We start from the raw sequence: 20,618 nt of genomic DNA, 5'->3' as shown, positions 1-20,618 counted from the left end.
CGCCCCCATTGGGGGCTTCGCCCCCCTTGCCTCTTCGCCCCTTGTCTGCATTACTGGCACGCGCTTTGACCTGGGAACGCAGGGCATACCCCGCCAGGACGAAGACACGTCCACCGCGCTCCGGGAAGAGTTGGGAGTTGGCCCAGCCGCACCCAGCGGACGTATGAGGCAAAGCACCCAAGAAGGTGCCGGAGACGATGCCTCCGCCCCGAGCGGGATCGCCCGCGAGACCAGGGACCAGAACCCCAGGGGGCGAAGCCCCCGAACGAGGGAAAGGGGCGGAGCCCCACGGGGGTGCATGGGGGCGGAGCCCCCTGCCGGGGTGGGAGGCCGTGGCCCGGAGCGAGTTCTACGAGCGCAGGGATGCGGCATCCCGCCCCGCTCCCGGGGGGTGTGGGGGGTCGCCCCCCACACTAAGCAGAGTCGGGGTCCTCCGGGGTGAAGGTGACTCTGTAGACGCTGCCGGGGGAGCCTGGGTAGCCGATGTCCTGGCCGTTGACGGTGACGCGGAGGCCGCCGCCGTTGCCGATCAGGATGCTGAGTTTTTCGGGGTCGGTCCACTCGCGGGACTGGCCTTTGTGGAGCAGGCCGCTGAACAGTTGCTTGCCTTCGTCGCCGCGGACGTTGACCCAGGTCGTGCTGCGTGCTTTGACTTTGAGTTCGACTTCGTCGCGTGGGGCGGCGGCGACGGGGTCTTTGGGCGGCGTGGTGCTGGGTGAGGCGGAGGTCGTGCCGGGCGCGGGGGCGATGGGTGTGCCGGCGACCTGCTGGGCGGAGCGGCGTTCGCTGTCGCCGACGCTGTTGACGACTTGGACGATGCCGTAAATGAGGACGAGGACGAGGGCGAACGCCATGGCGGCGCTCCAGTTGGGGGCGCGGCGTTCGCGGAACTCCACCGGGCGTTCCGGTTCGAACGCGGTGACCGCCGACAACGGCATGGGGGCGCCGCCGTGCGCGTCGTCGTACTCGCGTACGAGCGGTTCCGGATCGATGCCGATGACGCGGGCGACGCTGCGGATGTGGCCGCGGGCGTAGAAGTTGCCGCCGCAGGTGCTGAAGTCGTCCTGTTCCATGGCCCGGATCACCGATTCTCGGATCCGGGTCTGCTCGCTGACTTGGGTCAGGGTGAGACCGGCCCGCTCGCGCTCTCTCGCCAAGGTCTCACCGATGCTCACGCCGAGCCTCCTTCAGAGCGTGTCCAGACCGGAACTGACCGGATGCAACAACTCCAGTGACACCAGTCTAGGAACCGCAATGCCCACTCAGCGAGCGGCAACACGTTGGAAACCGGGCAAGATTTCGCATCATTCCGGTGGCGTGTTCACGCGGGCGTGCCGGCGTCGCCGCCCCCGCGCAGTTCGGCCATGACATCGGCCAGGTCATCGGGTTTCTTGAGGACGTCGCGCGCCTTGGATCCTTCGCTGGGCCCGACGATGCCGCGGCTTTCCATCAGGTCCATCAGCCGGCCCGCTTTGGCGAATCCGACGCGCAGTTTGCGTTGCAGCATCGAGGTCGAGCCGAACTGGGTGGTGACGACGAGTTCGATCGCCTGTGTCAGCAGGTCCAGGTCGTCGCCGATGTCCTCGTCGATCTCGCGTTTGGGTCCGGCGGACCCGGTGACGTCCTCGCGGTACACGGCCTGCATCTGCGCCTTGCAGTGCTCGACGACGCCGTGGATCTCCTTCTCGGACACGTAGGCGTTCTGGATCCGCATGGGCTTGCTGGCGCCCATCGGGAGGAACAGCGCGTCGCCCTGTCCGACGAGTTTTTCGGCACCCGGCTGGTCGAGGATGACGCGGCTGTCGGCCAGCGAGGACGTCGCGAACGCGAGCCGGGACGGGACGTTGGCCTTGATGAGCCCGGTGACCACGTCGACGCTGGGACGCTGCGTGGCCAGCACCAGGTGGATACCGGCCGCGCGCGCGAGCTGGGTGATGCGCACGACGGAGTCCTCGACGTCGCGTGGCGCCACCATCATCAGGTCGGCCAGCTCGTCCACGATCACCAGCATGTACGGGTACGGCTGGTAGACGCGTTCGGATCCGGGCGGCGCGGTGAGCCTGCCCGCGCGCACCGCCTTGTTGAAGTCGTCGATGTGCCGGAACCCGGACGCGGCCAGGTCGTCGTAGCGCCGATCCATCTCGCCGACGACCCATTCCAGCGCTTCGGCGGCCTTCTTCGGGTTGGTGATGATCGGCGTGATGAGGTGTGGAATGCCCTGGTACATCGTCAGCTCGACCCGCTTGGGGTCGACCAGGATCATGCGGACCTCGTCGGGGGTGGCGCGCATCAGCACGGACGTGATGAGCCCGTTGATGCAGGTGGACTTGCCCGCGCCGGTGGCGCCCGCGATGAGGATGTGCGGCATCTTGGCGAGGTTGGCCACGACCGTGCGGCCTTCGACGTCCTTGCCCAGTCCGACGATCATCGGGTGGTGTTCGTTGGTCGCGGCGGGCGAGCGCAGCACGTCGCCGAGGCTGACGATGTCCTTGTCGACGTTGGGGATCTCGACGCCGATCGCGGACTTGCCGGGGATCGGGGAGATGATGCGGACGTCGGCGCTCTTCACCGCGTACGCGATGTTCCTGGTGAGCGCGGTGACCTTCTCGACCTTCACGGCGGGGCCGAGCTCGATCTCGTACCGGGTGATGGTGGGGCCGCGGGTGAACCCGGTGACCTGCGCGTCGATGTCGAACTGTTCCAGCACGCCGGTGAGCGCGCTCACCACGGTGTCGTTGGCCTTGGTGCGCGGTTTGGTGACGCTGCCGGGGCGCAGCATGGTGGGCGCCGGCAGCTCGTAGATCTCCCCGGACGACGACAGCGGCAGTTGTTCCACGTTGCGCGGCGGCGGGGTGGGGTCGGGTGTGCGCGGCGCGGGCGGGTCGGGTTCGGTGATGGCGACGGGTTCGGGGAGCGGCGCGGGCTCGTCCTCGTCGGGGACGGGCGGAGGGGGCTCCTCGCCGGTGAACGGGTCGGGGTCGAAGAGGTCGTCGGCCAGGTCGCGCGTGGGCCTGCCCTTCTTGGGCGCGTCCTCCAGGACGGGGGTGTCGTACGGCCTGGAGTGCTCGCCGACGTCGAGTTCGCCGCCGTCCTCGTCGGCGCGCTTGGACTTGCGGCGGCGCTTGGGCTTGGCCGTCTCCTCGTCTTTCGCCTTGTCGTCCTTCGCGCGTTCGGCGTTCTGGGCGGGGCGTCCTTGCAGCGTGGCGACGGACCACAGCTCGGCGAGCCGTTCGGGGACGCGGTTGATCGGCGTCGCGGTGACGACCAGCAGCCCGAAGCCGGACAGCAGGAGCAGCAGCGGCACCGCGACCCAGCCGCTCAGCGCGGCCTCCAGCGGCGCGGCGGCGAGCCAGCCGATGACGCCGCCGGCGCGGCGTACCTCTTCCATCTCGCGCGCGGGGGCGGGTCCTCCGGCGGCGATGTGGACGATGCCGAGCATGCCGACGGCGAGCGCGGTCAGCCCGATCACGATGCGGCCGGTGTCGTCGTTGTGCTCGGGGTGCCGCAGGGTGCGCCACGCGATGACGCCCAGCAGCAGCGGCAGCGCCATCGCCAGGACGCCGAGGCCGCCGCGCACGACCTGTTCGAGCGCGATCGTCAGCACGCCCTCGGGCCGCCACCAGGTCACCGACGCGAGCACGATCGCCCCGCCGAGCAGGGCGAGGCCGAGCCCGTCCCGCTGGTGTTCGGGGTCGAGCCCGCGGGCGCCGCGCCCGTACGCGCGGAACACCGAGCCGACCGTGACGGCGGCCAGGTGGTACAGCTTGAACACCAGCTTGAACAGGCCGGTGATCACCTGGAGGAACGGGTCGGGTCTCTGCGGGGGGCGCCCCTTGCCGGAACCGCGGCCGCCGCCCTTCGCGCCGCCGCTGGGACGCTTGCGGGGGCCTGAGCCCGCGTCCTTGCGGGCCCCACCGGCGCCGGCCCGGGTACGCGAGGTCGCCTTGGCTCCCCCGGACGCACGCGTGGCCATGCTGACGAGCCTAACCAAGGACCCCGCACGTTCCCGGCAATCCACCCCTCGGGCGTGTTGCCCTCCGTCCTGGCCCGGACCAGTGGAAGGTCAGATCTCGACCACCACGGGGACGATCATGGGCCGGCGGCGGTAGTTCTCGTTGACCCATTTGCCGACCGTGCGGCGGACCAGGCGGCTCATCTGGTTGGTGTCGTTGACCCCGTCGGCTCCCGCCTCCTGCAGCGCGGCCTCGATGCGCTCGATGACCTCGTCGAAGTCCTCGTTCATGATGCCGGCGCCGCGGGCGTGGATCTCCGGGCCGGCGACCAGCTTGCCGGAGGTGGAGTCGACGCCGACGACGATGGAGACGAAGCCCTCCTCTCCGAGGATGCGGCGGTCCTTGAGGGAGGTCTCGGTGACCTCGCCGACCGACAGGCCGTCGACGTACACGTACCCGGCGGGGACGGCGCCGACGATGGACGCCCTGCCGTCGACCAGGTCGACCACCACGCCGTCCTCGGCGATGACGATGTTCTCGTCCGGGATGCCGGTGAGCGCGGCCAGCTTCGCGTGCGCGCGCAGGTGGCGCCACTCGCCGTGGATCGGCATGAAGTTGCCCGGCTTGGTCATGTTGAGCACGTACAGCAGCTCGCCCGCCGACGCGTGCCCGGAGACGTGCACGAGCGCGTTGCCCTTGTGGACGACGCGCGCGCCCCACCGGGTGAGGCCGTTGATGACCGCGTTGATGGCCGTCTCGTTGCCCGGGATCATCGAGGACGCGAGCATGACGGTGTCGCGTTCGGTGATCCGGATCTGGTGGTCGCGGTTGGCCATCCGCGACAGCGCGGACATCGGCTCGCCCTGGGACCCGGTGCACACCAGCACGAGCCGGTCGGGAGGGATGTCGTCGAGCTGGCGGGGCTCGACCATGATGTCCTCGGGAACGTTCAGGTATCCCAGCTCGCGCGCCACGCCCATGTTGCGCACCATCGAACGGCCGATGAAGCACACCTTGCGTCCGCTGGCCACGGCGGCGTCCAGGACCTGCTGGACGCGGTGGATGTGCGAGGCGAAGCAGGCGACGATGATGCGTTCCTGCGCGGTGCGGAAGACGTCGTCCACGACCGGGCCGATGTTGCGCTCGCTGGTGACGAACCCCGGGACCTCGGCGTTGGTGGAGTCCGACAGCAGCAGGTCGATGCCCTCGCTGCCGAGCCTGGCGAACCCGCCCAGGTCGGTCAGCCGCCCGTCCAGCGGAAGCTGGTCCATCTTGAAGTCGCCGGTGTGCAGCACCAGGCCCGCGGGGGTGCGCACCGCCACGGCCAGCGCGTCGGGGATGGAGTGGTTGACCGACAGGAACTCCAGGTCGAACGGGCCGAACGGCCGCCTGTCGCCCTCCTTGACCTCGACCGTGGTGGGCTTGATGCGGTGCTCGGTGAGCTTGGCCTCCAGCAGCGCCAGCGTCAGCTTGGAGCCCGCGATGGGCAGGTCGGGCCGCTCCCGCAACAGGTACGGGACGGCGCCGATGTGGTCCTCGTGACCGTGGGTGAGCAGGACGGCCTCCACCCGGTCGAGGCGGTCCCTGATGTACTCGAAGTCCGGCAGGATCAGGTCGACGCCCGGCTGCTCGGTCTCGGGGAACAGCACCCCGCAGTCCACGATCAGCAGCCGGCCCGCGTACTCGAACACGGTCATGTTCCGGCCGATCTCCCCGAGCCCGCCCAGCGCGACGATGCGCAGGCCGTTCTCGGGGAGTTCGGGAGGTTCCGGCAGCTCCGGGTGAGGGTGACTCACCGGGCGACCTCCGGCATGGTTCCCTCAGGCACTTTGACTCCCCCTATCACGAGGTCTTCACGCAGGCGCGCCGCGAACTCCGGCGAGGCGTCCACCAGGGGCGCGCGCACGCCGCCCCCCGGCAGGCCCAGCAGGTTCAGCGCTGCCTTGACGGCGATGGCGCCCTGCGTACGGGTCATGATGGCGGTGACCACGGGAAGCAGCCTGCGGTGGATGCCCAGCGCGCGCTCCCGGTCACCGGCCAGGTGTGCCTCGATCATCTCATGCAGATCGGCCCCGACGACATGACCGACCACGCTGACGAACCCGCAGGCGCCCACCGACAGCCACGGCAGGTTGAGGGCGTCGTCGCCGGAGTAGAAGGCCAGGCCGGTGTCCGCCATGACCGCCGACCCCGCGAACAGGTCGCCCTTGGCGTCCTTGACCGCGACGATCCGCGGGTGCTCGCCCAGCTTCAGCAGCGTCTCGGTGCGGATCGGCACACCAGTGCGGCCCGGGATGTCGTACAGGAGGCACGGCAGGCCCGACGCGTCCGCCACCGTGGTGAAGTGGTGCAGCAACCCCTCCTGCGGGGGTTTGTTGTAGTACGGGGTGACGACGAGCGCGCCGTCGGCGCCCGCCTCCTCCGCCGCCCGTGCGAGCTCGCAGCTGTGCGCGGTGTCGTTGGTGCCGACACCGGCGACGACCACCGCGCGGTCCCCCACGGCGTCGATCACCGTGCGCAGCAGGCGGTCCTTCTCGGCGTCGCTCGTCGTCGGCGACTCCCCCGTCGTCCCGCTGATGACGAGGCCGTCGTTGCGCTGCTCGTCGACCAGGTAGGTCGCGAGCCTGGCGGCTCCGTCGTAGTCGACCCCTCCGTCGGGCCGGAACGGCGTGACCATCGCGGTCAGCATCCTCCCGAAGGGAGCGCCGCTTGTAGTGCTGGGTGCCATGCATCGAACGGTACCGTTCCGGGCGCCCGGCTTGGACCCGCAGGTCCCCACAATTACCCTCTTGTCTTGCAACTTTGCCGTGCCGTGCCGGCGCGTCGATCGACACAGCAGAAGCCGCCCGCCACACGCTCGGGGGTACGTGTGGCGGGCGGCTTCTTACCTCCACATCGTGGCACGCAAATGCCTCGTTACAGGGCCAGTCCGGCTACGTCCCGGACTCGGTTGGGTAACGCGCCCGCTGCGGACCGCCCCGGAGATCATCGGTCCCGGTCGCGTTCCCAGGGTCCCGCCATCCGGTGCCGCCCGCCGGGCCGCGGCCCGGCCTCTCCGGCGGTCCGGCTAGCGGGATTCGCTCAGCTCGCTGAGGCGCGCTCGCAGCTCGTTCACATCGGGAGTGCGCACGAGCTCGTTTCCGCGCACCGCCCACCAGTGGCCGGAGCCACCACGGCCGATCCGCCATCCGGCGAACTCGGCCGACAGCTCGGTCAGCTGGTCGGACTCATGCCATCCGGTCCGATTGACGCTCATCGGCCTCGTTCCCCCACTCCTAGATCCGCACTACGGAGTCCGGGCCCCGCCCGGCCCCGACCGATCCTGACTTCGGATGCCTACCCCTGGGGGACGCATCTCCAACACACCCTTTGAGCTGCGAAAACCCAGAAATGGGAAGGTTCTGGCCAGGCTGGCGTCGAGGCCGTTCTATCCTGGCCCGTCCGGAAGCCAGGTAGCCCGGTAAAGCGCCCATTCAGCGGGTATGGACGTCCATTCAGCATAAATCCCGACTCCAAAAGGACGCCTCGGCGGCCGGTCGAGCGCGTCCACCCCGCGGCGGACGCCCCGCAGCGCCACCTCCAGCCCCTCGGCCCAGTCGAACAACGGCCGGTAGGTGGGGATTCCCATGAACACGGTGGTGCGGTCGCCGATCAGCCGGAGGGTCCGTTCGGTGTGCCAGGCGAAGTGCCATCCGGCCAGCGACGGCGTCGGCAGCGACACGTCATAGGTCATGATCGCGACCTGGTCGGCCCGGTCGGCGAGCGCGCGCAGGTAGTCCGTGGTCGGGCGCGGCGGGTAGTGGACGCGCCCGTGCCCGCGGGGGATCAGCGCCCTGTAGAGCGGCTGCGCCGCGTCCACCAGGGTGAGCTGCTCGATCGCGACCGACAGCACCTTGCCCCGGGAGCGCGTCAGCTCCCGGGTGCGGTCCATCAGCTCCAGGAACGCCGTGTCGCCGGTGTAGATGGGCTCGAAGTCGTAGTGGATCCCGTCGAACCCCTGATCGAGCATGAGCGCGTCGGTGCGCAGGACCCTCTGCCGTACGGCCGGGTCGTCGAGGTCGGTGACGCCGTGGCCGTCGATCTTGCGGATCTGCCCGAGGTACGCCTGGGCGCGGACGCCGGGAGCGTGGCGGCGCATCGCCTGGATCAGCGCGCGTGCGTACCGGTACTTGGACGGGGGCACGGTCCCGTCCGCCTCGAAGGGTCCGGCGTGGAAGAACACGTCGGTGATGCGGTTCTCCTTGAGCAGCCGGCCGAGGGCTCGGTACTCCTCCTCGGTGTGCGCCTCCCCCACCCACTGGTGCCGTGCCCAGAGGGCGTTCACCACCGTCCCGCGTGACACGGGTTCGGGCTGCCACCACACCCATGCCCCGGCCAGGACGAGCGCGACCAGCCCTGACACATACGCGGCCGTCCAGCCCGCCCATCGCAGGCCCCGCCTCGCCCATCGTCCCGTTGTCCGCACCATGGGGACATGATCGGGCAAAGCGGAACCTTCTCGAACTGGGATCACAGACCGGGCACCCAGACCGGACGCGTTGTCGGAACACCGCGGATCCGGGCGATGGCCTGCCGCCGGTTCTCCGCCTGCTCCGGGTTTCACACGGCGCGCGCCTCCACGCGTCCCGGGACGTCCTGGACCCGCTGGACGCGGGCGCGCTGGGTCACGAGCACGCAGATCAGCACGAGCACGGCCGCCAGCGCGGTGGTGCCGTCGATCAGCTCGCCCAGGGCGATCCCCGACCACACGATGGTGAGCAGCGGCTGGGCGAGCTGGATCTGCCCGCCGCGTGCGATGCCCGTTCTGGCCAGGCCCTCGTACCAGGCGAAGAAGCCCAGGTACGCGGAGAGCGCGGACACGTAGCCGATGCCGAAGACGGAGCGTCCCGTCCACTCGGGCCCGGTGGTGGCCAGCAGCCACGCCGCGACGGGCACGGAGATCGGGGCGCCCGCCACCGTCGCCCAGGAGATGACCCGCCAGCCGGGCATCTCGCGGGTCATCCGCGCGCCCTCGGTGTAGCCGGCGGCGGCCGCCAGCAGCGCGCCGAACAGGAGCAGGTCGGCGCCGGTGACATGGCCCCCGCTGCGGATCAGGGTGAATCCGGTCACCACGACCGCCCCGGCCGCCGACGCCGCCCAGAACGCCGCCGAGGGCCGCTCCCCGGCGCGCAGCACCGCGAAGACGGCCGTCGTGGCGGGCAGCAGGCCGACCACCACCGCCGAATGCGCCCCGGACGCGCCGAGGTCGAGCGCCAGCGTGGTCAGCACCGGGAACCCGAAGACGACGCCCCCGGAGATCACCGCCAGGCGTCCCCACTGGCCGCGGCGGGGCCGGCGCGCCCGCACGGCCGCGAGGGCGAGGGCGGCGAGGATCGCGGCCACGGCCGCCCGGCCGACGCCGACCAGATAAGGGTCGAGCCCGTCTAACGCCAAAACGGACGCGGGGATGGTCCAGGAGAAGATCAGCACGCCCAGCCCCGCGAGGGCGGGACCGCCGAGCGCTATCGGCATCAGTTCAGTAGCGCTATCCTCATCTCTCATGTCCCAGGATAGCAGTGTGGCGGTTCTCGCCGATCGCCTGCGGGCGGAGGTGAGCCGTCTCCAGCCCGGCGAGCGGCTGCCCTCCAGCCGCGTCCTGGTACGCCGTCACCAGGTCAGCCCGGTCACCGTGTCCCGGGCGCTGGGACAGCTGGTCGCCGAGGGCCTGGTGGTGACCCGTCCCGGCAGCGGCGCCTTCGTCGCCGAGAACGCCCCGTCCCGCGCGGCCCCTGACGGACACGACGCGGCGGCGGCCGCGGACATGAGCTGGCAGGCCGTCGCGCTCGGCGACCGGGCGGTGCAGTCCGACGACCTGAGCCGGCTGCTCCTGCCCGCGCCCGAAGGCGCCATCGCGCTGAGCGGCGGCTACATGCACCCCACGCTCCAGCCGCTGCGCGGTCTCGCCACCGCGGCGGCACGGGCCGCGCGCCGTCCCGACGCCTGGGATGTGCCGCCGCCGGGCGGCATCCCGGAGCTGCGGGCCTGGTTCGCCCGGACGGCGGGCGGCGCGGGGCGTTCCGGCGCGGTCAGCCCGTCCGACGTGCTGATCACCAGCGGCGGGCAGCACGCGCTCACCACGGTGCTGCGCGCCCTGCTGCCGCCCGGCGCGCCGCTGCTCGTGGAGTCGCCGACCTACCCGGGCGTGCTCGCCATCGCGCGGGCCGGGCGGCTGCACCCGGTGCCCGTCCCGATGGACGGCGACGGCGTCCGCCCGGACATGCTCGCCGAGGCGTTCGAGATGACCGGCGCCCGCGCCTTCTACACCCAGCCCGCCTTCCACAACCCGACCGGCGCGGTGCTCGCCCCGGCCCGGCGCGCCGGGGTGATCGAGGCCGCGCGGGCGGCCGGCGCGTTCGTGATCGAGGACGACTTCGCCCGCCACCTGGCCATCGACCCCACCCCGCCGCCGCTGGTGCACGGGGACGCCGAAGGCCGGGTCGTCCACATCGCCTCGCCGACCAAGGCCACCGCGAGCAGCCTGCGGGTCGCCGCGGTGATCGCCCGCGGCCCGGTCGCGGAGCGGATCCGCTCCACCCAGCTCGTCGAGAACTTCTTCCCGGCCAGGCCGCTCCAGGAGACGCTCCTCGAACTGGTCAGCTCCCCCGGATGGCAGCGCCATCTGCGCGCCCTCCGTACCGAGCTGCGCGCCCGCCGGGACGCGGTCCGCTCCGCGTTCGCCAGGGAGCTTCCCGAGCTGCGGGCCAACCGCCCCGCCGGCGGGCCGCACCTGTGGGTCAGGCTCCCGGACGGGATGGACGACGTCGCGCTCGCCGAGGCCGCCCTTCGCGCCGGGGTGCTGGTCAGCGCGGGACGGGTGTTCTTCCCCGCCGAACCGCCCGCCCCCTACCTGCGGATCAGCTACGGCGCGGCGGCGTCGGCGGCCGAGCTGACCGAGGGCGTCCGGCGCCTCGCCGCCGTGATCCGGTCCGGCTCGTTCTGATCGGCGGCCCGGGCGGCCGGGACGGGTCAGGACCGGTCGGTGACGAAGCAGAACTCGTTGCCCTGGGGATCGAGCCACACCCGGAACGAACGGTCCGGGTCCTTCACGGGCTCCTCCTGCGGAACGGCGCCCAGCTCGCGTGCGCGTTCCCCGGCGGCGTGGATGTCGGGGACGGCCAGGTCCAGATGGAGCCTGTTCTTGACCCGCTTGGTCTCGGGGACGAGCTGGAAGCTGAGCAGCGGGCCGTCCGCGCCGAGCCGTTCCATGTCGACCCAGGTGTCGTCCCGGCTGGTCACCTTCATCCCCAGCAGGGCGCCCCAGAACCCGATCATCTCGTCCAGGTCGGTGCAGTCGATCGCGACGCACCACGCCTTCACGCGCATCCCTCGTCCTCCTTCGTCCTGATCCGCCGGGTGTGCGACACCGGTGAACACCGTACGCCGGTGTTGTCGGCCTCCGCAACCATCGACCGGCCGACACCGGTGTCGCCCCTGGTACAGTGCGTGCCACACCTGGGAGCAACGGAAAAATGGACGGCGATCGGCACACGGGCCACGGCATCGAGTCCCCAGCCGCGCGGCTGCTGCGCGACTTCGTCAACACCCGTGACGTGGGCACCGGGGCCGACGCGCTCGACACGCCGGACCACCTGGTGACCTGGCTGGCCGAGCACGCCCTCGTCCACGGTCGCGTCCCGGAGGCGGACGCGGGCGACCTCGCCGACGCGCACGCCCTTCGTGAGGCCCTTCGCGCGGCGATGCTCGCCCACCACCGGTCGTCCACCGCCCCCGTACTGCCGGACGGGCTGGAACCGGCGCTCGCCCGCCTGCCACTGAGACTTTCGCTCTCTGGCGGTCGTCCTGCGCTCGTCCCCTTGGAGGGCGGCGCCGCGGCCGAGGGCCTGGGGCGCCTGGCCGTGGCCGTCATGGAGTCGGTGGCCGACGGGAGCTGGACGCGGCTCAAGGTGTGCCAGGAGCAGTCCTGCCTGTGGGCCTTCATCGACACGTCCAAGAACCGCAGCCGTTCCTGGTGCTCGATGCGGGTATGCGGTAACCGCACCAAGACCCGCACCTACCGCGCCCGCCGCCGGGCGTCCGCAGGCCGCACCGAGGCAACGGAGGCGCAGCCCGGCCTCTAGTCTGGCCGCACGATCTGGTTTGGCCCGGAAACCGAGGAGAGGACGGGGCACATGGCCGATGTGGGCGTACGGCCCGCCCGCCGCGCGGACGCGGCCGCCGTCGCCGACATCCAGGTGCGCGCCTGGCGCCACGCCTACCGCGACCTGCTGCCCGCCGGCGTTCTGGACGAGGTGACCGCGCCCGCCGCGCGTGAGGTGTGGCGCGAGCGCTGGACGGACGCGGTGACGTCCCCGCCGGGACCCCGGCACCGGCTGCTGGCCGCCGTGTCGTCCGACCTGGTCGTCGGGTTCGCCGCGCACGGCCCGGCCGAGGACGACCCCGACCGGGACCCGGCCGTCACCGCCGAGCTGCTGACCCTCCTGGTCGACCCGGCGCATGTGGGCGCCGGGCATGGCAGCCGCCTGCTGGCCGCCACGGTCGACCTGCTCCGCGAGGACGGCTTCACCACGGTGATCACCTGGGTGTTCGAGCGGGACGAGGTCCTCCGCGCCTTCCTGGGCTCGGCCGGGTGGGCTCCGGACGGCACGGCCCGCGATCTGGACATGGGCCAGCCCGTCCGCCAGATCCGCCTGCACACCGACATCAGCCCGCCGGATCGACCCGCCTTCCTAGGTCAGCCATAGGGCGGCCTTAGGGGAGTCGTAACGCCCGCGAAGGACGGGGCGGGTCCGCAAGTATGGGGTCGGTGAGGGGACTCCGGAGGGCGGGCTTAGGTTGGAAGCCGTGCCCGTGACCACCTACGCGACGCCGTCCGCAGGCTGGACGGCCGCCCAGGACCCCGGCCGCCGGCGTTGGCTCGGCATGCTCGTGATCAGCCTGGGCGTCTCCCTGATCGTCGTGGACGCCACCATCATGGGCGTCCTGCTGCCCCGGATCGTCACCGAGCTCGGCCTGACCACCACCGACGCCGAATGGGCGAGCTCGGTGTACGCGCTGGTGTTCGCGGCGCTGCTGATCCCGCTCGGGCGGGCCGGCGACCTGTTCGGGCGGCGCCGGGCGTTCCTGCTCGGCGTCACGATCTTCGCGCTGGCCGGGGCCGGCGTCGCGGCCGCGGGGGACGGCTCGGCGCTCATCGCCGCGCGCGCCCTCCAGGGCGTGGGCGCCGCGATGGTGCTGCCCGCCACCCTCGCCACGGTGAACGCGATGTTCACCGGCCGGCAACGGGCCGTCGCGTTCGGGATCTGGGGCTCGATGATCGCCGGGATGGCCGCGCTGGGCCCGCTGCTCGGCGGCGCCGTGGCGTCCTCCGCGGGCTGGCGCTGGGCGTTCGGGATCAACGTGCCGCTCGGCGCCGCGCTGATCGCCGGCGCGCTCGCGCTCGTCCCGGAGACGCGGGACACGGCCGCGCGGCGGACACGGCGTGCCGGTGCGCTCGGGGCGCTGCGCGAGATCGACTGGCCGGGCGGCGCGCTGACCGTCCTCGGGCTCGGCGCGCTGGTGTGCGGGCTCATCGAGGGCCAGACGTACGGGTGGTGGACGGCGATCCGCCCGTACTCCACGGGGCCGCTGGACTGGCCGGTGGGCGGACTCTCACCGGTCCCCGTCGTGCTCGGCGCCGGCACGGTGCTGCTGGCCGCGCTGGTCGCCGTGGAACGGGCACGCGCCGCCTCGGGACGTTCCGTGATGCTCGACCCGTCCCTGTTCTCGATCGCCAATTTCCGGCACGGCGTCCTCGCCTCCGCCCTGATCAACGTGGGCGAGCTGGGGCTGGTGTTCGTCGTCCCGCTGTTCCTGCTGGGCGTGCACGGCGCCGCGCCGTTGCAGATCAGCGTGGCGATCCTGCCGCTCGCGGCCGGCGCGATCCTGTCCGGCGGGTACGCGGGCAGGCTCGCGAACCGGCGCGGCGCGCACCGGGTCGTCCGGATCGGCATGGCGATGGAGGTCGCCGCCGTCCTCGCCCTCGCGCTCACGCTGACCGCGTCCACCACCGGGTTCGGGCTGGCGCCCTGGATGCTGCTGTACGGGATCGGGCTGGGGCTGACCTCCGCGCAGCTCACCAACGTCTCGCTCGCCGACGTGCCGCCGGAGAGCGCCGGGCAGGCGTCCGGCACCCAGTCGACGGCCAGGCAGGTCGGGGCGGCGCTCGGCATCGCCCTCATCGGGACGGTGTTCGCCACCGGCCTCGGCGCGTCCATGGCCGACCGCCTGCGCGGCTCCGAGCTGCCGCCCGCGCAGCAGGCCGCCATCGCGCGCGAGCTGCGGCAGAGCGCCGGAACGTACGCGCGTGAGCTGCACGACGACGCCGACCGTGCCGCCCTGGCGTCCGCGGCGGACGAGAGCCTGGCCGACGCGACCCGCGACGCCATGCTCGTCACCGCCGCGATCCTCGCCCTGGGCCTCGCCGTGTCGGCGCGCCTGCGTCCCTCTGGCGCGGCGCAGCGGACGTTTGCGGCGGGGGCGCCGGAGCTGGTGCCGGGCGGCGTGGCGGGGCGTCCGAGCACTGAGCGGGATCCGGGACAATCGGAAGGTCCGACGCTCTCCGCCTAGTCTCCGCTCTATCCCCGACCCCGGTTCAGCACCGAAGAGGACCAACGGTAACCAGTGGCCACGCTCTCCCAATGGGTCGCCGGATCGCGGCCCCGCACGCTTCCCGCCTCCCTCGTCCCCGTCGTCGTCGGCACGGGCGTCGCCCTGGGCGAAGGCCAGGCCGTATGGTGGCGCGCCCTCCTGGCCGCCTTCGTCGCCCTGGCACTGCAGATCGGCGTCAACTACTCCAACGACTACAGCGACGGCGTGAGAGGGACGGACGAGGGGCGCGTGGGCCCGCTGCGGCTCGTCGGCTCCAAAGCCGCCCCGCCCGGACAGGTGCTAGGGGCCGCGCTCGGCTGTTTCCTCGCCGCCGCCGTGGCGGGACTGGTGCTGGCCGCCGTCACCAGCTGGTGGCTGCTCGCCGTGGGAGCGCTGGCCATCCTGGCCGCCTGGTTCTACACCGGGGGCAAGAACCCCTACGGATATCGCGCGCTCGGCGAAGTCTCGGTGTTCGTCTTCTTCGGGCTGGTGGCCGTTGTCGGGACGGTGTACGTCCAGGTCGAGGGGATCCCGTGGGAGGCGTGGGCGGCGGCGGTGCCGATCGGGCTGCTGGCCTGCGCTCTGCTGGTGGCCAACAACCTGCGCGACATCCCTACCGACGAGGCGTCCGGCAAGCGCACCCTGGCCGTGGTGCTGGGCGACCGCCGTACCCGGCTGCTGTACGCGGCGTGCACCGCCCTGCCGTACACCATCGTGCTGGCCGTGGCGGCGCCGCACCCGTGGGCCCTGCTCGCCCTGCTGTCGGCGCCGCTCTCGCTGCCTCCCACCCAGACCGTGCTGAAAGGCGCGACCGGCCCCGGCCTCATTCCCGTTCTGGGCGGCACGGGACGCCTCCAGCTCGCCTACGGGGGCCTGCTGGCCCTCGGCCTAGCCCTCTGACAGGGCGGCGGGGCCGGGGACGGCCCAGTCGATCTCAGGCTGCCCCACGTCGGTCAGCGCCTTGTTGACCGTGCTGAACGGGCGGCTGCCGAAGAACTTCTTGGCGCTCAGCGGGCTCGGGTGCGCCGACTCGTGCACGACGTGGTGCTCACCCGTGACCAGCTTCGCCTTCTTGCGGGCGTAGGCGCCCCACAGGACGAACACGACCCGCTCCTCCTTCTCGTTGAGCGCGCGGATCGCCGCGTCGGTGAACTCCTCCCAGCCCCGGTTGGCGTGGGAGCCCGCCTCGGACGCCCGTACGGTCAGCACCGCGTTGAGCAACAGCACCCCTTGGTCGGCCCAGGGGGTGAGGTCACCGGTCTTGGCGACGGGCACGCCCAGGTCCGCTTCCAGCTCCTTGTAGATGTTGCGGAGCGAGGGCGGCAGTTTCACACCGTCCCGGACGCTGAAGCTCAGGCCGTGCGCCTGCCCCGGGCCGTGATAGGGGTCCTGGCCGAGGATCAGCACGCGGGCCTTGTCGAACGAGCAGTGACGGAACGCGTTGAACAGGTCCTCCCGGGGCGGGTACACCGTCTGCTCCTCGTACTCCTTGGCGACGAACGCGCCCAGCGCGGCGAGGCCGAGCGGGTCGACGAGCGGGTCGAGCCGCTCGCGCCAATCGCCGGGCAGCAGTTCGAGAAGGTCGAGAACCATGGGGGGCCTCCGGGGAAGATGTCGATCGGCTACGGGAACCCTAGCGGGGGGCACCGACACTCCAGAGCCGAATACGCCCGGACCTCCAACGCCCCCGCGTGACCATTTCATCCCGGACGGTGGCGCGTGTCAGGCCGTCCCCTGGGATCGCCTGACCCTAGGATCTCGGGCTATGCCCGACTCCCCCCGGTGGCGGCGAATCGTCGCCTGCGTCGTGCTGTCCTCGGTGAGCGTGGGCGGGTGTGGCGGCTCGTCCAAGACCACGACGCTCACCGTCCTGGCGGCCTCGTCCACCCAGGAGGTCCTGCAAGAGCTGAGCCTGGCGTACCAGCACGAGCGCCGCGGCACGCGGGTGCGGCCCTTCTTCGGAGGGTCGCAGGAGATGGCCGGGCGCCTGTCGGAGCGCGAGCCCGCCGACGTCCTCGTCACGGCGGACGAGACCAGCATGAACGCGGCCGACGAGTTCCTCACCGGGCGCCGCCGGATCGTCGCGCACAACGCGATGACCATCGCCGTCGGCCCAGGCAACCCGCGCCGCATCCGAGGGTTGCAGGACCTTGCCAAGCCGCGGCTGAGGGTCGCGGTCGGCGCGGCCACCGTCCCTGCGGGGGCGTACGCGAGGCGGGTCTTCAAGGACGCGGGCGTGACCGTGCGGTGGACGTCCGAGGAGATCAGCGCACGCGCCGTCCTGGACCGGGTCCGCACGGGTGAGGCGGACGCCGGCCTGGTCTACATCACCGACCTGCGCTCCGCGGGCGCCGCCGTCAGCAGCGTCCCGATCCCCGCGAGCGACAACGTCACCGCGACCTATGTCGCGGCGGCCGTGAAGGAGAGCGACCACGAGAAGGAGGCGGCCTCCTTTGTGGCGTGGCTGACCTCCCCCACGGCCCGCTCGCTCTTCAACAAGTACGGCTTCGTCACGCCGCTCACGTGAACGGCAGGCGTGCGGGGGGCTAGGCGGGCTTGGGGACGCTGACGATGGTGAAGGGGATCTCGCCGGAGTCGAGCACCGCCCGGGCCACCGGTTGCAGCAGCGTGACCAGTTCCTCTGGGTCGTCCAGCACCTGGTAGGGCGGGGCGGCGAGCCGGTTGGTGCGCTCCTCGATCTCCTGGCGGAAGACCCGGCCCTTCTCGGTGATGGAGCCGTCCCCGTGCACGAGTCCCCGTGCGGCGAGGTTGTCGACGGCGGTTTGCAGTTCCTCGGGCGTCCAGGCGCGTGTCTGGGTGATAATGTCGAACGGCGTATCGGCCACCGCGGCGGCCAGCACGAGGGACTCGGCGCCGCCGATGCCCACCGAGACGAGGATGGCGATATGGCCGTCGCCCCTGTGCTCACGCAAGGTGGCGCACGCCTGCCACAGCGCCTCCACCGGGTCCTCTGGCGTGGGCACGTCGCGGTTCGCGCTGAACAGCGTGAACCCCGGGCTGTTCGCGGCCTCGATCACCTTGGACAGGAGCGGGTTCGCCTTGACGGCGACCTCGTCCACCGAGGGGGCGAGGCGGCGAAGCACCTTCGCGGCCGCCTCCTGCCGTGTCCGCAGGATCGTTTCGGGCGAGGCGAACGACCATGCGTCCGGTATGGCCCGGCGCACCAGCCTCGGGTGGAACCCGTAGAACGTCGCCTCCACGACGCCGGGTGCCACAGGCCCCAGAGGGGCGGCACGGCCACCGAAGTAGCCCATCCAGTAACCCTTCAGGCCCACGTCCTTACTGGCCTGTATGGACTCGGGGCAGAAGTAGGTGACGATGTGGATGGGTTCGATGGCGGTCCACAGGACGCGCGCGTAGGAGTCCTCCATGAACGGCATTCTGCCGCGCCCGACGCCACAGAACCAGATTCGGTTTCAAAGTTCGGCGGACGGCAGCGCACCCGTCTCGCACATCCGCACGCAATCGTCGTGCGCCTTCAGGACGTCCAGTACGGCCGGATGCGGGGCCGCGTAGACCGTGGGATAGTCCTTCTCCCCCAGCTCAGGGTCGGGCGTGTAGGCCAGCCGGTCCTCGTCCGCTGAGAACTCCACCTGGATGCCCGGCTTGTTGCCACGCGGGTCGAGACGCACCCAACGGTCGTCTATCAGCGCGGCCGCGAACCCGTGCAGGAAGAACGGATCGCTCGGGTCCTCACCCACGCGCAGGCGCTGATAGCAGAACCCGGCCTGGATGCCACCCGCCCTCAGCAACGCCACGAACGCGTGCGCCTTCGCGTAGCACAACCCCGTGCCCTCGCTCAGGACATCGGACGCGCGCCAGGTGACACGGTGGTCACCGGCGTCCATCGAATGGCTGATCCGGTCACGGACCAGCCCGAACGCGGCCTTGGCGTACGCGACGTCGTCCCCGACGCGCAGCTCCGAGGCCGTGGACTGCACCACATCGTGTTCCAGATCCACGGCCTCGTCCGCGCCGAGGTAATCCCACGGCTCGCCGTCGAAGACCAGGGCGCTCACAGTCCGAGCAACGATTCGATGCCCACGGTGAGCCGCTCGGGAAGGTCCGCCACCTTGCGCACGCCCAGAAGCACCCCCGGCATGAACGACTCGCGGTTCATCGAGTCATGCCGGACGGTGAGGACCTCCCCGTGCCCTCCCAGAAGCACCTCCTGGTGGGCGATGAGGCCGGAGAGCCGCACGGCGTGCACCCGTACCCCGCCGACATCGGTGCCCCGCGCACCGTCCAGCTCGGACGTGGTCGCGTCCGGGGACGCGGGCACCCCCGCCTTGGCACGCGCCTCCGCCACCACTTCGGCGGTGCGGTACGCGGTGCCGCTGGGCGCGTCCACCTTCTTCGGATGGTGCAGCTCCACGATCTCGACCGACTCGAAGAACGGCGCCGCCTTCTCCGCGAAATGCATCATCAGCACGGCGCCGATGCCGAAGTTCGGGGCGATGAGCACGTTGCCGGAGACGTCCGCGTACTCGGCCTGCCAGGCGCGCACCGCGTCCAGCCGGGAGGCGTCGAACCCGCTCGTCCCCACCACGGCGTGCAGGCCGTGCTGGACGCACCAGCGCAGGTTGTCCATGACCACGCCGGGATGGGTGAAGTCGACCACGACCTCCGCGCCGGTGAGCGGCTCCCGGTCATCGCCCTCGTCGACCGCGGCGACCAGCTCCATGTCGTCGGCGCCCTCCACGGCGCGGCACACCTCGCTCCCCATGCGGCCCCGCGCGCCCAGCACCCCAACCTTGATCACAAGCTCCTCCTGACGTGACACCGGCCGAGCCTATCGCGGCGCCCGGCACGGCCGGCGGCCCTGTCAGTGGGTAGCGATACGGTGACCATCAGTAATGGTCGGGAGGTGAAGGATGGCGAGGGGGCGCTCTCCGGCGCTGCCGATCCTGATCGGCGCGGCGGCCACCATGGTGACGCTGGCCGGGCTGCGGGCCGCCTCGTCCGTCGTCGGCCCGATCTTCCTCGCGCTGGTGCTCGTCATCGCGGTCAACCCGCTGCGCGCCTGGCTCGACCGGCACGGCGCCCCGTTCTGGGTCTGCGTCGCGGTACCGCTCACCACCGTGATCCTGCTCCTGCTCGCGCTGGGCGCCGCGCTGGCCGTCTCCCTCGCCGAGCTCGCCAACCTGCTGCCCGGCTACTCCGGCCAGTTCAACCGCCTGGTCGACGGCGCGTCCCGCGCCCTGGCCGAGCACGGCGTCGACGCGCGCAGGCTCCGCGAGTCCGCGGCCCGCCTCGACCCGGACCGGCTGTTCGGGTTCATCCAGGGCCTGCTGAACGGGCTGCTCAACGCCTCCTCCGCGATCCTGCTGATCGTGCTGATGCTGGTAGGCATGTGCATCGACGCGACCGGCACGATCCGCCAGCTGGAGAAGCTGTCGGACACCCGCCCCGAACTGGTCACCGCGCTCCGCGGCTTCGCCCGCGACACCGCGCGCTACCTGGTCGTCAGCACCGTCTTCGGCGCGATCGTCGCCGCCCTCGACACCGTCGTCCTGTACGGCTTCGGCGTGCCGCTCCCCATCCTCTGGGGCCTGCTGGCGTTCCTCACCAACTACATCCCCAACGTGGGCTTCGTGATCGGCCTGGCCCCACCCGCGGCACTGGCCCTTCTGGACAGTGGGGTGGCCACGATGCTGTGGGTCATCCTGGCCTACTGCGTCATCAACTTCGTCCTGCAGTCCCTGATCCAGCCCAAGTTCCTGGGTGACGCGGTGGGCCTGTCGTTCACCCTGGTCTCCATCTCCCTGATCCTCTGGTCCTGGGTCCTGGGCCCCCTGGGCGCCATCCTCGCCGTCCCCCTCAGCACCCTGGCCCGCGCCCTCCTGGTCGACCTCGACCCCTCGAAACGATGGCTCTACGGCCTCCTGAGCCCCGGAGCCGAACGCCGCCACCTGGACCACCTGGAAGCCCTGTCCAACAAGCCCACCCAACGCCCCGAGCGAGGCCCACCCCCGGAGTGACCAGCCGCCATGCGAAGCCGAACCGCCGGCACCCGAC

The 20,618-nt window shown here is 71.6% G+C and carries 19 protein-coding genes; 7 read left to right on the top strand and 12 right to left on the bottom strand.

The window, feature by feature from the left end; all coding sequences use genetic code 11:
- Positions 1–413: 413 nt before the first annotated feature.
- From ACGWYJ_RS24955 to ACGWYJ_RS24925, 7 genes are all read right to left on the bottom strand, one after another.
- On the bottom strand, positions 414–1,175 hold the full coding sequence (locus ACGWYJ_RS24955) for a helix-turn-helix domain-containing protein (RefSeq protein WP_395108745.1): 762 nt from the start codon (positions 1,173–1,175) through the stop codon (positions 414–416).
- 146 nt (positions 1,176–1,321) lie between these two features.
- A complete protein-coding gene (locus ACGWYJ_RS24950) occupies positions 1,322–3,973 on the bottom strand; it encodes a DNA translocase FtsK 4TM domain-containing protein (RefSeq protein WP_395108744.1) in 2,652 nt (883 codons plus the stop codon).
- 90 nt (positions 3,974–4,063) lie between these two features.
- Positions 4,064–5,749 carry a ribonuclease J gene (locus ACGWYJ_RS24945; protein WP_395108743.1) on the bottom strand — a complete coding sequence of 562 codons (1,686 nt, stop codon included), beginning with the start codon at positions 5,747–5,749 and terminating at the stop codon, positions 4,064–4,066.
- Positions 5,746–6,681: a 4-hydroxy-tetrahydrodipicolinate synthase gene (gene dapA, locus ACGWYJ_RS24940; RefSeq protein ID WP_395108742.1), complete on the bottom strand. Its 936-nt coding sequence runs from the start codon at positions 6,679–6,681 to the stop codon at positions 5,746–5,748. Before dapA ends, ACGWYJ_RS24945 begins: the two co-directional genes overlap by 4 nt.
- 339 nt (positions 6,682–7,020) lie before the next feature.
- The gene (locus ACGWYJ_RS24935; protein ID WP_395108741.1) at positions 7,021–7,209 is read right to left on the bottom strand and encodes a hypothetical protein; all 189 of its coding nucleotides are present in this window, start codon (positions 7,207–7,209) and stop codon (positions 7,021–7,023) included.
- A 171-nt stretch (positions 7,210–7,380) separates the two neighbouring features.
- Entirely contained in the window at positions 7,381–8,421 is a 1,041-nt protein-coding gene (locus ACGWYJ_RS24930) for a hypothetical protein (protein ID WP_395108740.1), read from the bottom strand.
- 131 nt (positions 8,422–8,552) lie between these two features.
- Positions 8,553–9,494 (bottom strand): DMT family transporter, encoded by a 942-nt coding sequence (locus ACGWYJ_RS24925; protein WP_395108739.1) that lies wholly within the window; start codon positions 9,492–9,494, stop codon positions 8,553–8,555.
- On the opposite strand from ACGWYJ_RS24925, the gene ACGWYJ_RS24920 reads away from it, so the two are divergent.
- Positions 9,493–10,932, top strand: coding sequence for a PLP-dependent aminotransferase family protein (locus tag ACGWYJ_RS24920; RefSeq protein WP_395108738.1), 1,440 nt, complete (start codon positions 9,493–9,495; stop codon positions 10,930–10,932). The genes ACGWYJ_RS24925 and ACGWYJ_RS24920 overlap by 2 nt on opposite strands.
- Positions 10,933–10,958: 26 nt before the next feature.
- Here ACGWYJ_RS24920 and ACGWYJ_RS24915 read toward each other — a convergent pair whose 3' ends face one another.
- Complete coding sequence (locus ACGWYJ_RS24915; protein WP_395108737.1) at positions 10,959–11,315, bottom strand: VOC family protein; 357 nt, start codon at positions 11,313–11,315, stop codon at positions 10,959–10,961.
- Positions 11,316–11,461: 146 nt separating this feature from the next.
- Between ACGWYJ_RS24915 and ACGWYJ_RS24910 the strand changes: the two genes are divergently transcribed.
- The 4 genes from ACGWYJ_RS24910 (at position 11,462) to ACGWYJ_RS24895 (ending at position 15,479) form a co-directional block, all read left to right on the top strand.
- Entirely contained in the window at positions 11,462–12,070 is a 609-nt protein-coding gene (locus ACGWYJ_RS24910; protein ID WP_395108736.1) for a CGNR zinc finger domain-containing protein, read from the top strand.
- A gap of 51 nt (positions 12,071–12,121) precedes the next feature.
- The gene (locus ACGWYJ_RS24905) at positions 12,122–12,694 is read left to right on the top strand and encodes a GNAT family N-acetyltransferase (RefSeq protein ID WP_395108735.1); all 573 of its coding nucleotides are present in this window, start codon (positions 12,122–12,124) and stop codon (positions 12,692–12,694) included.
- 100 nt (positions 12,695–12,794) lie between these two features.
- Positions 12,795–14,558 carry an MFS transporter gene (locus tag ACGWYJ_RS24900; RefSeq protein ID WP_395108734.1) on the top strand — a complete coding sequence of 588 codons (1,764 nt, stop codon included), beginning with the start codon at positions 12,795–12,797 and terminating at the stop codon, positions 14,556–14,558.
- A gap of 54 nt (positions 14,559–14,612) precedes the next feature.
- Positions 14,613–15,479: a 1,4-dihydroxy-2-naphthoate polyprenyltransferase gene (locus ACGWYJ_RS24895; RefSeq protein ID WP_395108733.1), complete on the top strand. Its 867-nt coding sequence runs from the start codon at positions 14,613–14,615 to the stop codon at positions 15,477–15,479.
- Here the strand turns inward: ACGWYJ_RS24895 and ACGWYJ_RS24890 are convergent.
- Positions 15,468–16,172 (bottom strand): uracil-DNA glycosylase, encoded by a 705-nt coding sequence (locus tag ACGWYJ_RS24890; protein ID WP_395108732.1) that lies wholly within the window; start codon positions 16,170–16,172, stop codon positions 15,468–15,470. The genes ACGWYJ_RS24895 and ACGWYJ_RS24890 overlap by 12 nt on opposite strands.
- A 172-nt stretch (positions 16,173–16,344) precedes the next feature.
- Here ACGWYJ_RS24890 and modA point away from each other — a divergent pair, with 172 nt between their 5' ends.
- Positions 16,345–17,106, top strand: a complete 762-nt coding sequence (modA, locus tag ACGWYJ_RS24885) for a molybdate ABC transporter substrate-binding protein (RefSeq protein WP_395108731.1) — start codon at positions 16,345–16,347, stop codon at positions 17,104–17,106.
- Between the two features lie 19 nt (positions 17,107–17,125).
- On the opposite strand, the gene ACGWYJ_RS24880 is transcribed toward modA, so the two are convergent.
- From ACGWYJ_RS24880 to dapB, 3 genes are read right to left on the bottom strand one after another with little or no spacing between them, the layout of a single operon-like run.
- Complete coding sequence (locus ACGWYJ_RS24880; protein ID WP_395108730.1) at positions 17,126–17,971, bottom strand: hypothetical protein; 846 nt, start codon at positions 17,969–17,971, stop codon at positions 17,126–17,128.
- 45 nt (positions 17,972–18,016) lie between these two features.
- Entirely contained in the window at positions 18,017–18,619 is a 603-nt protein-coding gene (locus ACGWYJ_RS24875; protein ID WP_395108729.1) for a transglutaminase family protein, read from the bottom strand.
- Positions 18,616–19,362, bottom strand: a complete 747-nt coding sequence (gene dapB / locus ACGWYJ_RS24870) for a 4-hydroxy-tetrahydrodipicolinate reductase (protein ID WP_395108754.1) — start codon at positions 19,360–19,362, stop codon at positions 18,616–18,618. Before dapB ends, ACGWYJ_RS24875 begins: the two co-directional genes overlap by 4 nt.
- A 112-nt stretch (positions 19,363–19,474) precedes the next feature.
- On the opposite strand from dapB, the gene ACGWYJ_RS24865 reads away from it, so the two are divergent.
- Complete coding sequence (locus ACGWYJ_RS24865) at positions 19,475–20,581, top strand: AI-2E family transporter (RefSeq protein ID WP_395108728.1); 1,107 nt, start codon at positions 19,475–19,477, stop codon at positions 20,579–20,581.
- Positions 20,582–20,618 lie beyond the last annotated feature (37 nt).

The organism is Actinomadura sp. SCN-SB, assembly GCF_043906805.1.
In the GTDB taxonomy this organism is placed as follows: domain Bacteria; phylum Actinomycetota; class Actinomycetes; order Streptosporangiales; family Streptosporangiaceae; genus Spirillospora.
The sequence above is the reverse complement of the archived record's forward strand: the minus strand, read 5'-3'. Positions and strand labels throughout refer to the sequence as shown.

Coding starts and splice junctions, on each gene's coding strand:
- ACGWYJ_RS24950 (WP_395108744.1), bottom strand. CDS start 3,973: ATGGCCACGCGTGCGTCCGGGGGAGCCAAGGCGACCTCGCGTACCCGG.
- dapA (WP_395108742.1), bottom strand. CDS start 6,681: ATGGCACCCAGCACTACAAGCGGCGCTCCCTTCGGGAGGATGCTGACC.
- ACGWYJ_RS24935 (WP_395108741.1), bottom strand. CDS start 7,209: ATGAGCGTCAATCGGACCGGATGGCATGAGTCCGACCAGCTGACCGAG.
- ACGWYJ_RS24930 (WP_395108740.1), bottom strand. CDS start 8,421: ATGGTGCGGACAACGGGACGATGGGCGAGGCGGGGCCTGCGATGGGCG.
- ACGWYJ_RS24920 (WP_395108738.1), top strand. CDS start 9,493: ATGTCCCAGGATAGCAGTGTGGCGGTTCTCGCCGATCGCCTGCGGGCG.
- ACGWYJ_RS24925 (WP_395108739.1), bottom strand. CDS start 9,494: ATGAGAGATGAGGATAGCGCTACTGAACTGATGCCGATAGCGCTCGGC.
- ACGWYJ_RS24915 (WP_395108737.1), bottom strand. CDS start 11,315: ATGCGCGTGAAGGCGTGGTGCGTCGCGATCGACTGCACCGACCTGGAC.
- ACGWYJ_RS24910 (WP_395108736.1), top strand. CDS start 11,462: ATGGACGGCGATCGGCACACGGGCCACGGCATCGAGTCCCCAGCCGCG.
- ACGWYJ_RS24905 (WP_395108735.1), top strand. CDS start 12,122: ATGGCCGATGTGGGCGTACGGCCCGCCCGCCGCGCGGACGCGGCCGCC.
- ACGWYJ_RS24890 (WP_395108732.1), bottom strand. CDS start 16,172: ATGGTTCTCGACCTTCTCGAACTGCTGCCCGGCGATTGGCGCGAGCGG.
- modA (WP_395108731.1), top strand. CDS start 16,345: ATGCCCGACTCCCCCCGGTGGCGGCGAATCGTCGCCTGCGTCGTGCTG.
- ACGWYJ_RS24880 (WP_395108730.1), bottom strand. CDS start 17,971: ATGGAGGACTCCTACGCGCGCGTCCTGTGGACCGCCATCGAACCCATC.
- ACGWYJ_RS24865 (WP_395108728.1), top strand. CDS start 19,475: ATGGCGAGGGGGCGCTCTCCGGCGCTGCCGATCCTGATCGGCGCGGCG.